We start from the raw sequence: 14,147 nt of genomic DNA on the forward strand, positions 1-14,147 counted from the left end.
TCAGAACTCTAACTCCGCACTGAAGTAGAGGACGTGGCGACTGTCATAATTGTTGTCGGCCCAGGTGGTGGGCTGGTTATCGAGGCGTTGTTGCAACATGCCGGCCAGCTCCACATTGGCTTTGCCCAGGGCAATGCGCTTGGCCACCCGCAGGTCGACCCGTTCGAAGCGATATTGGTTGAGCGCATCGTCGCCATAGTAGAACAAGGCACTGGACCAGCCGTGGCCCCATTCCCGCAACCAACCGGCCGAGCCGCTGTTGCGGGCAGTTTGTGCCTTGTCCAGCGGGTTGCTGGAGGTGGCGTCGACGTAAGCATAGGTCAGCCGCAGGCGGTCGGCGCTGCTCATGCGCCAGTCAAATTGCGACTCGGCGCCGGTAAACCGCGCGCTGTTGGCGTTGCTGGCAATGTACTGATTATTGCGCAGCGGCGAACTGATCATGGCGGTGATTTCGTCATAGAACAGTTTCACGTCGACATTGAGCCCGAGGTCGGCAAAGAAACCGTTGTAGCCCAGCTCTCGCGAGCGCATCAACTCTTTATCGAGGTTGCCCGGGCCTCGCGTTACCACAAAATATTGCCCTGAATTCTGCCCGTAGGCCGGAGAGCTCAGATTGGTGACGCGATAGCTCCAGTTGACGTTGTTCTCGAACATGTCCGGCGAGCGGATCGCCTCGGAGTACACTGCCCGCAGGCCGTGGCGCGGGTTGATCAGATAATTGACCGCCACCCGTGGCGTCAGCGAGTTGCCACTTAGGTAGGTGTCTTCGTACATGGCACCGCCTTGCAGCAGCCAGTGTTCGCTGGCGCGCCATTCCAGGTGGCCGAACAAGCGCCAGGTGGTGTCGTCGAGGGTGCCGTTGAAGTACGTGTCGGAATCAGCGCGGTCGTAGCGGTAATTCATACCGCTGACCAGGCGCAGGCTGTCGGACAGGCTCAGGGTGTCCTGAATCTCCAGGTCGTAGCGGCTTTCACGGGTGCTTTGGTCGATGTCGCCGCATACGCTCTGGTTGGCACCATCGCGCCACTGCTCCAGCACTTGTTTGGCCAGCGCCTGTTCAGCGCTGTTGCCGTTGGGCAGATTGTCGGGGCTATAAGCGCCCATGTGTCGGGCCAGTCGTTCGGCATAGTTGGGGTTCAACTGCCACAGCCGGGTCAATTCCGGGCTGAACGAAACCTTGGCGTCACAGGCTTTCCAGACTTGCTGCCGGTCCCATTGCTGGGCCGAGCCCTGGATATACAGACTGTGCTCGGGGTTGAACTCAATGTTCCAGCGCATGGACCCGGAATAGTCTTTGGCGACGACATCGGAATTAGTACCGCCTTCGGTAATCCCGGCGAATACCGGGGCGTAGGTATAAGGTCGCTGATTGGTCCCTTCCTTGGCGTTAAATTGCCAGTCGATGCTCTGCTGCGCGTTCAGGGTCTGGCTGACGGCGAGGCTGAAACGGTTGAGACGGCGACCGTCACGGCGGTCGGCACCGACCGCGTCACTGTCAAAACCATCGTCCTGTTGCCCCGACATCGAAAGGCGCAAGTCGCCGGTCTCCCAACCCACGCCCTGGCTGGCGTAGAAGTCGTTGATCCCGCGTTCGCCACGGATGACTTTGACCCGCGAGCCGTGGCTGTTGGCCGGTGAGCGCGTGAGAATGTTGACCACCGCCATCAGCGCATTGGCGCCGTAACTGACGGTGTTGGGGCCACGGAACACTTCGATACGCTCGATATCTTCCATGGCGACCGGAATATCGCTCCAGTCCACCGTCGCCAGGCCTGCGCGGTACACCGAACGCCCGTCGATCAACACCTGCATGCGCCGTGCATCGCTGGCGCTGGTGCCGTGGTAGTTCACCGCCGCCTGATTGCCGGTGGTGTAACCGACCATCATCCCCGGCACCAGCCGCAGCAGCTCGGCGATGTCCCGTGCGCCGCTGGCCTTGATCAGCTCGCTGTCGATCACTGTCATGCTGCCGGGCACGGCCGCCGCCGATTGCTTCAGGCGTGTGGCCGTCAGCACCTGCGGCAGCGGCTGGCTGTCCAGGAACAGATCATCAGCCAGCGCCGTTGCACTGCATGACAGTGTCAATGGCAGCAACCAGAACAGAGATGAGCGAGGAGGAGGGCCCAGATACACGGCACGGCCTTGATAATTACGAATAGCCGCCCATGTTAACTGAGGTGGGGCCATTTGCCAGTCGTGGGACTTGCAATTACTTCACACAAGTGTGGCATTTTCCGACAAGCGCTTGAATTGACGCGGGGGCTGGCCGCAAGCAAGTCGCCCCGTATAATGCCGCCATCGCCACTGGTATGGATTAACGGATTGCATATGACTGAACAGCGCCCAATTGCGGTCCTGGGAGGCGGAAGTTTTGGTACCGCCGTGGCTAATCTGCTGGCCGAAAACGGCCATGCGGTGCGCCAGTGGATGCGTGATCCCGAGCAGGCCGAGGCCATCCGCGTTCATCGGGAAAACCCCCGTTACCTTAAAGGCATCAAGATTCATCCGGCGGTCGAGCCGGTCACGGACCTGTTGGCAACGCTCACTGACTGCGACCTGTGCTTCGTCGCGCTGCCGTCCAGCGCGTTGCGCTCGGTGCTGGCGCCCCATGCCGAGCGCCTGGCGGGCAAGCTGCTGGTCAGCCTGACCAAGGGCATCGAGGCGCACACCTTCAAGCTGATGAGCGAAATCCTTGCAGAGATCGCGCCCCAGGCGCGTATTGGTGTGCTGTCCGGGCCGAACCTGGCGCGCGAAGTCGCGGAGCACGCACTGACGGCCACCGTGGTCGCCAGTGAAGACGAAGCGCTGTGCGAGCGCGTCCAGGCAGTGCTGCATGGCCGCACGTTCCGGGTGTATGCCAGCAGCGATCGGTTCGGCGTGGAGTTGGGCGGCGCACTGAAAAACGTCTACGCGATCATTGCCGGCATGGCGGTGGCCTTGGGCATGGGTGAAAACACCAAGAGCATGCTGATCACCCGCGCCTTGGCCGAGATGACCCGCTTTGCGGTCAATCAGGGCGCCAACCCGATGACCTTCCTGGGGCTGGCGGGCGTGGGTGACTTGATCGTCACCTGCTCGTCGCCGAAAAGCCGCAACTACCAGGTCGGTTTCGCGCTGGGCCAGGGCCTGAGCCTGGACGACGCGGTGACCCGCCTGGGTGAAGTAGCCGAAGGCGTCAACACGCTCAAAGTGTTGAAGGCCAAGGCCCAGGAAGTCGGCGTGTACATGCCGCTGGTCGCCGGGCTGCACGCGATCCTGTTTGAAGGGCGCACCTTGAATCAAGTCATCGAGTTGCTGATGCGCGCTGAACCGAAAACCGATGTCGACTTCATTTCCACCAGTGGTTTCAACTGAGGAACGCGCCATGAACGATCCGAAAGCAGCCCCCCAATACGAGTCCATCCTCCTGCGTATCCTGTGGATGCTGGTCTTTGCGCTGGTGTGGCAAGTGGCGCAGTTCCTGCTCGGTGCGCTGGTGGTGGTGCAGTTGGTGTATCGCCTGATCTACGGCGCGCCGAACCTGGGCCTGATGAACTTTGGTGACAGCCTCAGCCAATTCCTGGCGCAGATCGGCCGTTTCGGCAGTTTCCATACCGAGCAAAAACCCTGGCCGTTCGCCGACTGGCCGACCCCGCGCGCACCGGATGGCGAGGCCGCCCACAGCGTACCGCCGGCGCCGCACCCGGTACGTGATGAGGAGCCCAAGCTGTGAAGCTGTGGATTTTGCGACACGGTGAAGCCGAAGGGCACGCGCGCACCGACGCCGAGCGCAACCTCACCGAGCATGGGCGTGGCGAAGTGTTGCGCAGTGCCGCGCACCTGATCGGCCAGCCGATCACTGCCATCGTCGCCAGCCCGTATGTACGCGCCCAGCAGACCGCCCATCTGGTGCGTGAGGCATTGGGCTTCGAGCCGCCAATCCGCACGGTGCCGTGGCTGACGCCAGAGAGTAACCCGCTGCAGGTGCTGGACAAACTCGATACCGATGACAACGTGCTGCTGGTCAGTCACCAGCCGTTGGTCGGCAGCCTGATCAGCTTTTTGCAGCATGGCCATCTGCGTCAGCCGCAACCGATGCACACCGCCAGCCTGGCGGAGCTGGAGGGGGATTTTCCGCTGGCGGGGCTGATGAGCCTGGTTGATGTGAAGAACCCGTAGGAAAAGTCATCGCTGTTTTGTGTGCTATATAGTCAACCAAGCAAGTGCTTGGTTGGCTATCATCGGATCACAAAGGAGCGCGTCCCATGCCTGTCGCTTTTCGTTTGCCGTTGCAGGTCTTCTACGAACGTGAAGCGCGGCACCCGCGCAAGCCCTTTCTCGTGCAGCCCATCGGCGGCGGGGCGGTGCAGACCCTCACCTGGGGCGAGGTCGGTGACCAGGCCCGTTGCGCTGCACAGTGGTTGCGCGCCAGGGCGTTGCCCCAGGGTTCGCACATTGCCCTGATCTCGAAAAACTGCGCGCACTGGATCATCGCCGACCTGGCCATCTGGATGGCCGGGCATGTCTCCGTGCCGTTGTACCCCAACCTGACTGCCGACTCGGTCGCCCACGTGTTGACGCATTCGGAGGCGGCGCTGGTGTTGATCGGCAAGCTGGACGACTGGCCGGCGATGGTCGCCGGTATCCCGGCCGGTCTGCCGACCATCAGCCTGCCACTGTGCCCGGCCGGCGACTTTGATTTCAGCTGGTCAGACCTGCAAGCCTGTTCTCCGATCCAGGATAACCCCACGCCCGCTGCCGCGAGCCTGGCGACCATCGTCTACACCTCCGGCACCACCGGCTTGCCCAAAGGCGTGATGCAGACCTTTGGCGCCTTGGGTTTCGCCGCCACGCAAGGCACCCAGTTATTCGGTTTGGGGGAGGGTGATCGGCTGCTGTCCTACCTGCCGTTGTGCCATGTGGCGGAGCGGATGTTTGTCGAACTGGCCTCGATCTACACCGGGCAAACGGTGTTTTTCGCCGAGAGCCTGGATACGTTTCTTACAGACTTGCGTCGGGCACGGCCGACGGCGCTGTTTGGTGTGCCGCGCATCTGGACCAAATTTCAGCTGGGCGTCTACAGCAAGATCCCGCAACAGCGCCTCGACACGCTGCTGCGCCTGCCATTTATCGGCAAACGCGTGGGCCATAAAGTCCTCGCGGGCTTGGGTCTGGATGCGCTACGCATTGCGTTGTCCGGTGCGGCGCCAGTTCCCGAGGGCTTGCTGCGTTGGTATCAGCGCCTGGGGCTGGATGTGCTTGAGGTGTATGGCATGACCGAAAGTTGCGGCTATTCGCACGTGTGCCGCCCAGGCCAGCAGACACTCGGCTGGATCGGCCGGCCGTGCCCCGGTGTTGAAGTGCGCATCGACGCGTCAGGAGAGGTGCAAGTACGCAGCGGCGCGACCATGCTCGGCTACTTCAAGGACCCGCAGAAAACCGCTGAGACCTTGACCGAAGATGGCTTCCTGCGCACCGGCGACAAGGGCGAGCAGGACACCGATGGCCGCTTGCGCCTGACCGGTCGCCTCAAGGAGATCTTCAAGACCAGCAAGGGCAAATACGTCGCCCCTGCGCCGATCGAAAACCGCCTGGCCGAGCACGCGCGGATCGAACAGGTGTGCGTGGTCGGGGATGGCCTCACTGCGCCGATGGGCTTGTGTGTGCTATCGGCAGGCGATCAGGACCGACAAGCGCTGCACAGTAGCCTTGAGCGCTGGCTGGAACACGTCAACCTGAGCCTGGACAAACACGAACGTCTGCGCCAATTGGTGGTGGTGAGTGACAGTTGGGCGGTGGAAAACGGCTTTCTGACGCCGACCCTGAAGATCAAGCGCACGGTGATCGAGTCGACCTACGGCGCACAGTTCCAGGCGTGGAGCGAGCGCACCGAATCCATTCTGTGGCAGGATTAGGCACGTAATAAAACCAATAAGGACAACCCCATGAGCTTGTGGCGCACCCAACCCAATATCGAGCAACTCAACGCTATCCAGAAAAACACCATCGGCGAGTTGCTGGATATTCGTTTCGAATCTTTCGACGACGAGTCACTGACCGCCAGCATGGTTGTCGACCAGCGTACGCATCAACCGTATGGCCTGTTGCACGGCGGTGCGTCGGTGGTGTTGGCGGAAAGCGTCGGCTCCATGGCGGCTTATTTGTGTATTGATGCCAGCAAGTTCTATTGCGTGGGCCTTGAAGTGAATGCCAACCACCTGCGGGGTGTGCGCAGCGGGCGGGTGACGGCAGTGGCGCGGGCGATCCATATCGGTCGTACCACCCAGGTCTGGGATATTCGCTTGAGCAACGACGATGGCAAGGCCAGCTGTGTCTCGCGCCTGACCATGGCCGTGGTGCCGTTGGGCGAAAACCCGCCGGCGCGATAGGCGTGGCGTGAGTGTCATCATTCCTGGCGGTTACAGTCATTGCTGTAGCGGCCAGGCATGGTGACAATCAACTTCTGTTTTTGTCGATGGATTCTGTATGTCGCAGCACGTGTTTTTTGCCCACGCCAATGGCTTCCCTTCGGCCACTTACGGCAAGTTGTTTGCCGCCCTGGCCCCGGAATATGCAGTGGCTCACCTGCCGCAGCACGGCCACGACCCCAGGTTTCCGGTGGATGACAACTGGCAGAACCTGGTGGACGAGTTGATCCACCACTTGGAGCAGCAGCCGGAACCGGTGTGGGGCGTGGGCCACTCCCTGGGCGGCGTGTTGCATTTGCACGCGGCCATGCGCTGCCCACAGCTGTATCGCGGTGTGGTGATGCTGGATTCGCCGGTGCTGACCCGCGCCGATCGCTGGGTCATCCGCGCCGCCAAGCGCTTTGGTTTTATCGACCGCCTGACTCCTGCCGGGCGCACCTTGGGCCGACGTGAAGAATTCACCGATCTGGACGCCGCGCGCAGTTACTTCGCCGGTAAGACCCTGTTTCGCGGCTTCGACCCGGAATGCTTTGACGCTTACCTGCAACATGGCCTGCAACAAGTGGGCGATCGCCTGCGTCTGCGCTTCGACCCCGCCACCGAAATCAGCATCTACCGTGGCGTGCCCCATACCAGCCCAGGCCAGGTTCGCCAGTTGAAGGTGCCGCTGGCGGTGGTGCGCGGCCGCCAGAGCCGGGTGGTCATGCGGCACCATGCCAATGGTGTAGACCGCCTGCCGATGGGCGAAATGCTGACGATGCCCGGTGGCCATATGTTCCCCCTGGAACGCCCTCAGGACACGGCGACCTTGATCAAAAACCTGTTCGCCCGGTGGCAAGCCCGCGAGCGCAGTTGCGCATGAGTGCGCCGGTCGAGGAAGTGCGCCTGAGCCTGCCGCACATCGAGTTGGCAGCGCACCTGTTTGGTCCCGAAGACGGCTTGCCGGTAATCGCCCTGCATGGCTGGCTGGATAACGCCAACAGCTTTGCGCGATTGGCGCCGAAGCTGCAGGGGTTGCGCATCGTCGCGTTGGACATGGCCGGCCACGGGCACTCGGCGCACCGGCCTGCCGGGGCGGGTTATGCCTTGTGGGACTATGTGTTTGACGTGCTGCAAGTCGCCGAACAACTGGGCTGGAAACGTTTTGCATTACTTGGCCACTCCCTTGGCGCTATCGTTTCGTTGGTGTTGGCGGGCGCTTTGCCGGAGCGTGTGACGCACCTGGGTTTGATCGACGGTGTCGTCCCGCCGACCGCCGCTGGTGAGAACGCGGCGGAGCGGCTGGGCATGGCGCTGCAGGCGCAATTGAGCCTGCAGAACAAACGCAAGCCGGTTTACAGCAGCCTTGATCGGGCGGTTGAAGCGCGGATGAAAGGCGTGGTGGCGGTCAGCCGTGAAGCCGCCGAACTGCTGGCCCAGCGCGGTTTGATGCCAGTGCCGGGTGGTTATACCTGGCGTACGGACAGCCGTCTGACCCTGGCCTCGCCGATGCGCCTGACTGATGAGCAGGCAATGGCTTTCGTGCGGCGTGTGGCGTGCCCTACGCAGTTGGTGGTCGCCGCTGATGGCATGCTGGCGAAACATTCCGAATTGCTTTCTCAGCTACCCTTTACGGTGAGCACGCTGCCGGGAGGCCATCATTTACACCTTAATGATGAGCCCGGCGCGATCCTTGTTGCAGACTGTTTCAATCGGTTCTTCTCCACGCCTTGACTTGGCGGGGTCAACTGCCGAGGCTGGGCGGATTGAAAGGGAGTCAACCATGAACGATGTGAACACCGCTCTTAAAACAGCAGCAACCTCCGATGGCCAGGGCTTATTGGTCCGATGAGCCTGCGTAAAGGATGTATCCGCGCCCTCGGGCTGTGCTGTTTCAGCCCCTTGGTGTTCGCCGCCGACGTGCCGGGTAGCCAGGATTTACCGGCCGTGTCCCGCCAGGTCGATGCACAAATCGTCGATTATCGCCCCGCAGAAGAAAAGGAACGCATCTACCCCATGGGGGCGATCCGCAAGATCAGCGGCCAACTGCGCTACGAAGGCCAGGCCACGGCGCGCGGTCAAACCACTGCCATCACCTATGAACTGCCCGCCGAGCACACTTCCAGCGCCGCGTTTACCGCAACGCGCGAAGCGTTACAGGCCAAGGGCGCGCAGCTGTTGTTCTGGTGCCAGGCCCGCGATTGCGGCGAAAGCAGCCTGTGGGCCAATGAAGTCTTCGGCAACGCCAAGCTGGTCGGCGCCGATGGTCAGCAGGAATACCTGCTGTTGCGCCTCGCTGCGCCGCAGGGCAACTCCCTGGTGGCGTTGTACGGCATCACCCGCGGCAACCGTCGCGCTTACCTGCACGTGGAGCAACTCGATGCCAGCGCGCCGCTGGGGGACTTGCTGCCCACCTCTGCGACCTTGTTGCGTGAGTTGAAAAGCACGGGCGAGCTGGATTTCCCTGCGCTGGGATCTGAGCCTGATGCCACCTGGTTGACCCTGATTTCCCGCGGCTTGAACCTCGACGCCACCTTGCGCGTCAGTTTGACCGGGCCGACGGCCGAAGCCTGGCGCCAAGGCCTGATCGACAGCGGTGTACGCGCCGCCCGCATGGAAACCGGCACCGGTGACGCTAAGGGTTTGCACCTGCATCTGATACGCTGACCGTTATCAGGCGAGCGGACCCGCGCCGCTCGCCTAAGCTCTCTTCCTACAGCCTTCTTCTCGAGATACCCGATGCTCAATAACGATCGCCTACTGGTGCAAATCCTGCTGCTGGTGTTGTTTGGTGCCAGCTTCTGGGTGATGGCGCCGTTCTGGTCGGCGCTGTTCTGGGGCGCGGTGCTGGCATTTGCCAGCTGGCCGCTGATGCGTTTGCTGACTCGCTGGTTGGGCGGCCGGGAGTCTCTGGCGGCCGGCATCCTGACCTTATGCTGGATATTGCTGGTGGCGGTGCCGCTGGTGTGGCTGGGGTTTAACCTGGCAGACCATGTGCGTGACGCCGTGAGCCTGATCAAGGATATCCAGGTCGACGGCTTGCCTGCCGCGCCGACCTGGCTGGGCTCGATTCCCTTTGTCGGCGAGCGTTTGGTGGCGACGTGGGACAGCATCGACCAGCAAGGCGCGGCGCTGATGGTCAGCATCAAGCCGTACCTGGGGCAGGTCGGCAACTGGTTGCTGGCGCGCAGTGCGCAGATTGGTGGCGGCATCCTCGAGCTGACGCTGAGCCTGGTGTTCGTGTTCTTTTTCTACCGCGATGGGCCACGGCTGGCGGTGTTCGTGCATCGCTTGCTGGAGCGTTTGATCGGCGAGCGCGCCGGTTACTACATCGAACTGGTGGCCGGCACCGTGCAGCGCGTGGTCAACGGTGTAATCGGTACGGCCGCCGCCCAGGCCCTGCTGGCGCTGATCGGTTTCCTGATCGCCGGCGTGCCGGGCGCGCTGGTGCTGGGCATCGTCACCTTCCTGCTCAGCCTGATCCCCATGGGCCCCCCGCTGGTGTGGATACCGGCCACGGCCTGGCTGGCCTGGAAGGGCGATTACACTTACGCGGTGTTCCTCGGTGTATGGGGCACGTTCATCATCAGCGGCGTGGACAACGTGCTCAAGCCGTACCTGATCAGCCGAGGCGGCAACTTGCCGCTGGTGATCGTGCTGTTGGGCGTGTTCGGCGGGCTGATTGCCTTTGGCTTTATTGGCCTGTTTATCGGCCCGACGTTGCTGGCGGTGGCCTACAGCCTGTTGACCGATTGGAGTGCAACCCAGGCCCAAGTTCGCCGCGAAGACAAATCGCTGTAGAGGACGGGAGGGCTGCCGTGCCGCTCTTAAGCGCGGGGCAGCCACATCACGGCGGTCAAGCCGCCGCCGGGGGTTTCCTCCAGGTTCAGGCGGCCGCCCAGGCGCTCGACTGCGTCCTTGGCAATCGTCATGCCGAGGCCGACGCCGCCGGAGTTGCGGTTGCGTGAGCCTTCCAGGCGAAAGAACGGCTCGAACACGGCCTCACGTTTATCCGCTGCAATCCCGGGCCCGTGGTCAATGACACGAATGACCAGAGCTTCGCGGCTGTCGCTCAGTTCTATGCGCGCCGTACCGGCATAGCGCAATGCGTTGTCGATCAGGTTGTTAAGGCAGGAACGCAGGGCCATCGGCTGCACCTGCAAGGGCACGCAGGTGCCGGAAAATTGCACGTCGGAACCCTGGTCCTGGGCGTTTTCACTCAGAGATTCCACCAACGCCTGTACGTCGAGCCAATGCCGGGTTTCGCTGGTGCGTTGTTCATGCAGGTAGCTCAGGGTGGCGTCGAGCATGCCGATCATGTCGTCCAGGTCCTGGCGCATCTGGCCTTGCAGCTTGGTGTCTTCGATCTGTTCCAGGCGCAGTTTGAGGCGTGACAGCGGGGTGCGCAGGTCATGGGAGACGGCGCCAAGCATGCGTGCGCGCTGGCTGACCTGTTCGCGGATGCGTTTTTGCATCAGGTTGAAGGTCGAGGCGGCCTGGCGCGCCTCACGGGGCCCGGACTCGTCCAGGGGTGGGCTGTCGAGGTCGAGGCTCAAGCGCTCGGCGGCGGCGCTCAGGCGCTGGATCGGTCGGCTCAACAGTTTGGCACCGTACCAGGCGGCGATGATCAGCGAGATAAACTGGAACGTCAGCGGCACCACCGGGCCACCAAACCAGGGGCGACGATGCCGGTGCAGGGGTTTCATCGTGCCGTCCGGCTGTTCGACGAAGGTTTCCTGAGGCGGTGGCGGTGGCGGGCCGTAGTGGTGAAACCAAAAGAATGCCAGCACATGGGCCAGCACAATGGCCACCAGCAATACACCGAACAGCCTTCCGAACAGCGTATTGAAGGTGGCGCGCATTAGCCGATGTCTCGGGCGTCGAACAGGTAGCCTTCGCCACGCACGGTCTTGATCAATTGCGGAGCTTTGGGGTCATCCCCCAGCTTTTGGCGCAGGCGCGAGACCAGCAAGTCGATGCTGCGGTCAAACGCTTCAATGGAGCGCCCCCGGGCAGCGTCCAGCAATTGTTCGCGGCTCAGCACGCGACGTGGGCGCTCGATAAACACCCACAACAGACGAAACTCGGCGTTGGACAGTGGCACGACCAACCCGTCGTCGGCCACCAGTTGGCGCAATACGCTATTCAGGCGCCAGTTGTCGAAGCGGATGTTGGCGCGCTGCTCGGTGCGGTCATCGCGTACTCGGCGCAGGATGGTCTGGATGCGTGCTACCAGTTCACGGGGTTCGAACGGTTTGGACATGTAGTCATCGGCGCCCAGTTCCAGGCCGATAATGCGGTCGGTGGGCTCACAACGGGCGGTGAGCATCAGGATCGGGATGTCCGATTCAGTGCGCAACCAGCGGCACAGCGACAGGCCGTCTTCACCCGGCAGCATCAGGTCGAGCACCACCACATCAAAGGTTTCGGCTTGCAGGGCCAGGCGCATGGCGGCACCGTCGGTCACGCCGACGGCGAAAATATTGAAGCGCGCCAGGTAATCGATCAGCAGCTCACGAATCGGAACATCGTCGTCGACGATCAGCGCGCGGGTATTCCAGCGCTTGTCTTCGGCGATCACCGCGCCTTTTTGCTCTTCATTTACAGAGACGGTAGGGGTATGCATAGTGCGATTATCTGCCTGGGTTGTTGCTGTCAGCATAGGCGCCCAGCTCCTGGGCTGTAAGTGCTGGACGGGCGGTCATGTGCGCGAGGCTAGAGGCGGCGCGTGTTGGGGGCATGTCGTGAATGTATCAGCTCTGACACAATTCGCCTGAATGGCGGCTGTAGCGTGGTTGAACAGTATTTACCGATCATCGGATCCCGCAACGGCGCTGCTTGCGCTACAATCCGCGCCGATTTCGACTTGCCTGAGAGCCCATTCCAATGTCCGTCTGCCAGACTCCTATCATCGTCGCCCTGGATTACCCCACTCGTGACGCCGCACTGAAGCTGGCTGACCAGTTGGACCCGAAGCTTTGCCGGGTCAAGGTCGGCAAGGAACTGTTCACCAGTTGCGCCGCGGAAATCGTCGGCACATTGCGTGACAAAGGCTTCGAAGTATTCCTCGATCTGAAATTCCATGACATCCCCAATACCACGGCCATGGCGGTCAAGGCCGCTGCCGAAATGGGCGTGTGGATGGTCAATGTGCACTGCTCCGGCGGCCTGCGCATGATGACCGCCTGCCGCGAAGTGCTGGAGCAGCGCAGCGGCCCTAAACCGCTGTTGATTGGTGTCACCGTGCTGACCAGCATGGAGCGCGAAGACCTGGCCGGTATCGGCCTGGATATCGAGCCTCAGGAGCAAGTATTGCGCTTGGCGGCCCTGGCGCAGAAAGCCGGCCTTGATGGTCTGGTGTGCTCGGCGCTGGAAGCCGAGGCATTGAAGACGGCTCACCCGTCGCTGCAACTGGTAACCCCGGGGATTCGTCCGGCGGGCAGTGCGCAGGATGACCAGCGTCGTATTCTGACGCCACGCCAGGCACTGGATGCAGGTTCTGACTACCTGGTGATCGGTCGCCCGATCAGCCAGGCTGCGGACCCGGCGAAGGCGCTGGCGGCAGTGGTTGCCGAAATCGCCTGACCGGTTTGCGGTCAACTGTGGGCGCCGGGCTTGCCTGCGATGCAGGCAGCTCGGTCCTACAGTGCTATTGAGTTGATGCTATTGCTGGCAAGCCAGCGTGCGCATCGACCTTGCCCAGACCCGGTTCCGGGGTCTGTCAGCTGACCTTCAACACCAGCTTCCCAAAGTTCTCGCCGTTGAACAGCTTCATCAACGTCTCCGGGAACGTTTCCAGCCCCTCGACAATATCTTCCTTGCTCTTGAGCTTGCCCTGCGCCATCCAGCCGGCCATTTCCTGGCCGGCCGCAGCAAAGTTCGCCGCATGGTCCATCACCACAAAGCCTTCCATGCGCGCGCGATTAACCAGCAACGACAAATAGTTGGCCGGGCCTTTCACGGCTTCTTTATTGTTGTACTGGCTGATCGCACCGCAGATCACCACCCGCGCCTTCAATGCCAGGCGGCTGAGCACGGCGTCGAGAATGTCGCCGCCGACGTTATCGAAATACACGTCCACGCCTTTGGGGCATTCGCGCTTGAGGGCGGCAGGCACATCTTCGTTTTTGTAGTCGATGGCGGCGTCGAAGCCCAGTTCATCCACCAGGAACTTGCACTTGTCGGTGCCACCGGCGATGCCCACCACGCGGCAGCCTTTGATCTTGGCAATTTGCCCGGCAATGCTGCCGACCGCACCGGCGGCGCCGGAAATCACCACCGTTTCGCCGGCCTTGGGGGCACCGGTATCGAGCAGGGCGAAGTAGGCGGTCATGCCGGTCATGCCGAGGGCTGACAGGTAGCGGGGCAGAGGGGCGAGTGTCGGGTCGACCTTATAGAAACCCCGTGGCTCGCCCAGGAAATAATCCTGTACGCCCAGCGCGCCATTCACATAGTCGCCGACTGAAAAGTTCGGATGGTTTGAAGCAATCACCTTGCCTACGCCCAGCGCCCGCATCACTTCACCAATGCCTACCGGCGGAATGTAGGATTTGCCCTCATTCATCCAGCCACGCATGGCCGGGTCCAGGGACAGGTATTCGTTGTGCACCAGCACTTGCCCGTCTCCCGGCGTGCCGACGGGCACTTGCTGGTAGGTGAAGGTTTCCCGCGTGGCCGCGCCGACCGGGCGTTTGGCGAGCAGGAACTGGCGGTTGGTCTGGGCAGTCATGGCAAGAACTCTTCAAGAAGTGGATCTTGATT

At 62.1% G+C, this 14,147-nt stretch carries 14 protein-coding genes; 10 read left to right on the top strand and 4 right to left on the bottom strand.

Going from position 1 to position 14,147, the window contains the following annotated elements:
• On the bottom strand, positions 1-2,133 hold the full coding sequence (locus tag A7D21_RS09960; RefSeq protein WP_053255246.1) for a TonB-dependent siderophore receptor: 2,133 nt from the start codon (positions 2,131-2,133) through the stop codon (positions 1-3).
• A gap of 195 nt (positions 2,134-2,328) precedes the next feature.
• Here A7D21_RS09960 and A7D21_RS09965 point away from each other — a divergent pair, with 195 nt between their 5' ends.
• The 9 genes from A7D21_RS09965 to A7D21_RS10005 all read left to right on the top strand — a co-directional run bounded on the left by A7D21_RS09965 (position 2,329) and on the right by A7D21_RS10005 (position 10,187).
• Positions 2,329-3,354: an NAD(P)H-dependent glycerol-3-phosphate dehydrogenase gene (locus tag A7D21_RS09965; RefSeq protein WP_053255247.1), complete on the top strand. Its 1,026-nt coding sequence runs from the start codon at positions 2,329-2,331 to the stop codon at positions 3,352-3,354.
• Between the two features lie 10 nt (positions 3,355-3,364).
• Positions 3,365-3,712, top strand: a complete 348-nt coding sequence (locus A7D21_RS09970; RefSeq protein WP_053255248.1) for a DUF4389 domain-containing protein — start codon at positions 3,365-3,367, stop codon at positions 3,710-3,712.
• A complete protein-coding gene (sixA, locus tag A7D21_RS09975) occupies positions 3,709-4,158 on the top strand; it encodes a phosphohistidine phosphatase SixA (protein ID WP_053255249.1) in 450 nt (149 codons plus the stop codon). The genes A7D21_RS09970 and sixA overlap by 4 nt, the downstream gene beginning before the upstream one ends.
• A gap of 86 nt (positions 4,159-4,244) precedes the next feature.
• Positions 4,245-5,894, top strand: a complete 1,650-nt coding sequence (locus tag A7D21_RS09980; RefSeq protein ID WP_069551628.1) for an AMP-binding protein — start codon at positions 4,245-4,247, stop codon at positions 5,892-5,894.
• Between the two features lie 30 nt (positions 5,895-5,924).
• Positions 5,925-6,368, top strand: coding sequence for a hotdog fold thioesterase (locus A7D21_RS09985; RefSeq protein ID WP_053255251.1), 444 nt, complete (start codon positions 5,925-5,927; stop codon positions 6,366-6,368).
• A gap of 97 nt (positions 6,369-6,465) precedes the next feature.
• A complete protein-coding gene (locus A7D21_RS09990; RefSeq protein ID WP_053255252.1) occupies positions 6,466-7,269 on the top strand; it encodes an alpha/beta fold hydrolase in 804 nt (267 codons plus the stop codon).
• The gene (locus A7D21_RS09995) at positions 7,266-8,120 is read left to right on the top strand and encodes an alpha/beta hydrolase (protein ID WP_053255253.1); all 855 of its coding nucleotides are present in this window, start codon (positions 7,266-7,268) and stop codon (positions 8,118-8,120) included. Before A7D21_RS09990 ends, A7D21_RS09995 begins: the two co-directional genes overlap by 4 nt.
• Positions 8,121-8,234: 114 nt before the next feature.
• Positions 8,235-9,053 (top strand): DUF4892 domain-containing protein, encoded by an 819-nt coding sequence (locus A7D21_RS10000; protein WP_053255254.1) that lies wholly within the window; start codon positions 8,235-8,237, stop codon positions 9,051-9,053.
• Positions 9,054-9,125: 72 nt separating this feature from the next.
• Complete coding sequence (locus A7D21_RS10005; RefSeq protein ID WP_069551629.1) at positions 9,126-10,187, top strand: AI-2E family transporter; 1,062 nt, start codon at positions 9,126-9,128, stop codon at positions 10,185-10,187.
• A gap of 26 nt (positions 10,188-10,213) precedes the next feature.
• On the opposite strand, the gene A7D21_RS10010 is transcribed toward A7D21_RS10005, so the two are convergent.
• Together A7D21_RS10010 and A7D21_RS10015 are read right to left on the bottom strand one after the other, a co-directional pair.
• On the bottom strand, positions 10,214-11,248 hold the full coding sequence (locus A7D21_RS10010) for a HAMP domain-containing sensor histidine kinase (RefSeq protein WP_053255256.1): 1,035 nt from the start codon (positions 11,246-11,248) through the stop codon (positions 10,214-10,216).
• The gene (locus tag A7D21_RS10015) at positions 11,248-12,012 is read right to left on the bottom strand and encodes a response regulator (protein ID WP_053255257.1); all 765 of its coding nucleotides are present in this window, start codon (positions 12,010-12,012) and stop codon (positions 11,248-11,250) included. The genes A7D21_RS10010 and A7D21_RS10015 overlap by 1 nt, the downstream gene beginning before the upstream one ends.
• 260 nt (positions 12,013-12,272) lie before the next feature.
• On the opposite strand from A7D21_RS10015, the gene pyrF reads away from it, so the two are divergent.
• Positions 12,273-12,971: an orotidine-5'-phosphate decarboxylase gene (gene pyrF, locus A7D21_RS10020; protein WP_053255258.1), complete on the top strand. Its 699-nt coding sequence runs from the start codon at positions 12,273-12,275 to the stop codon at positions 12,969-12,971.
• A 136-nt stretch (positions 12,972-13,107) separates the two neighbouring features.
• Here the strand turns inward: pyrF and A7D21_RS10025 are convergent, their stop codons facing one another.
• Entirely contained in the window at positions 13,108-14,115 is a 1,008-nt protein-coding gene (locus A7D21_RS10025) for an NADP-dependent oxidoreductase (protein WP_069551630.1), read from the bottom strand.
• Positions 14,116-14,147: the final 32 nt, after the last annotated feature.

Origin of the sequence: Pseudomonas sp. AP19 (genome assembly GCF_001728855.1) — a bacterium.
GTDB classification, from domain to species: domain Bacteria; phylum Pseudomonadota; class Gammaproteobacteria; order Pseudomonadales; family Pseudomonadaceae; genus Aquipseudomonas; species Aquipseudomonas fluorescens.

Bases quoted from the DNA above. Each gene is read 5' to 3' on its own strand.
- A7D21_RS10000 (WP_053255254.1), top strand. From the start codon at position 8,235: ATGAGCCTGCGTAAAGGATGTATCCGCGCCCTCGGGCTGTGCTGTTTC.
- A7D21_RS10010 (WP_053255256.1), bottom strand. From the start codon at position 11,248: ATGCGCGCCACCTTCAATACGCTGTTCGGAAGGCTGTTCGGTGTATTG.
- A7D21_RS10015 (WP_053255257.1), bottom strand. From the start codon at position 12,012: ATGCATACCCCTACCGTCTCTGTAAATGAAGAGCAAAAAGGCGCGGTG.
- A7D21_RS09990 (WP_053255252.1), top strand. From the start codon at position 6,466: ATGTCGCAGCACGTGTTTTTTGCCCACGCCAATGGCTTCCCTTCGGCC.
- A7D21_RS10005 (WP_069551629.1), top strand. From the start codon at position 9,126: ATGCTCAATAACGATCGCCTACTGGTGCAAATCCTGCTGCTGGTGTTG.
- A7D21_RS09985 (WP_053255251.1), top strand. From the start codon at position 5,925: ATGAGCTTGTGGCGCACCCAACCCAATATCGAGCAACTCAACGCTATC.
- A7D21_RS09995 (WP_053255253.1), top strand. From the start codon at position 7,266: ATGAGTGCGCCGGTCGAGGAAGTGCGCCTGAGCCTGCCGCACATCGAG.
- A7D21_RS09980 (WP_069551628.1), top strand. From the start codon at position 4,245: ATGCCTGTCGCTTTTCGTTTGCCGTTGCAGGTCTTCTACGAACGTGAA.
- A7D21_RS09965 (WP_053255247.1), top strand. From the start codon at position 2,329: ATGACTGAACAGCGCCCAATTGCGGTCCTGGGAGGCGGAAGTTTTGGT.
- A7D21_RS10025 (WP_069551630.1), bottom strand. From the start codon at position 14,115: ATGACTGCCCAGACCAACCGCCAGTTCCTGCTCGCCAAACGCCCGGTC.
- A7D21_RS09970 (WP_053255248.1), top strand. From the start codon at position 3,365: ATGAACGATCCGAAAGCAGCCCCCCAATACGAGTCCATCCTCCTGCGT.
- pyrF (WP_053255258.1), top strand. From the start codon at position 12,273: ATGTCCGTCTGCCAGACTCCTATCATCGTCGCCCTGGATTACCCCACT.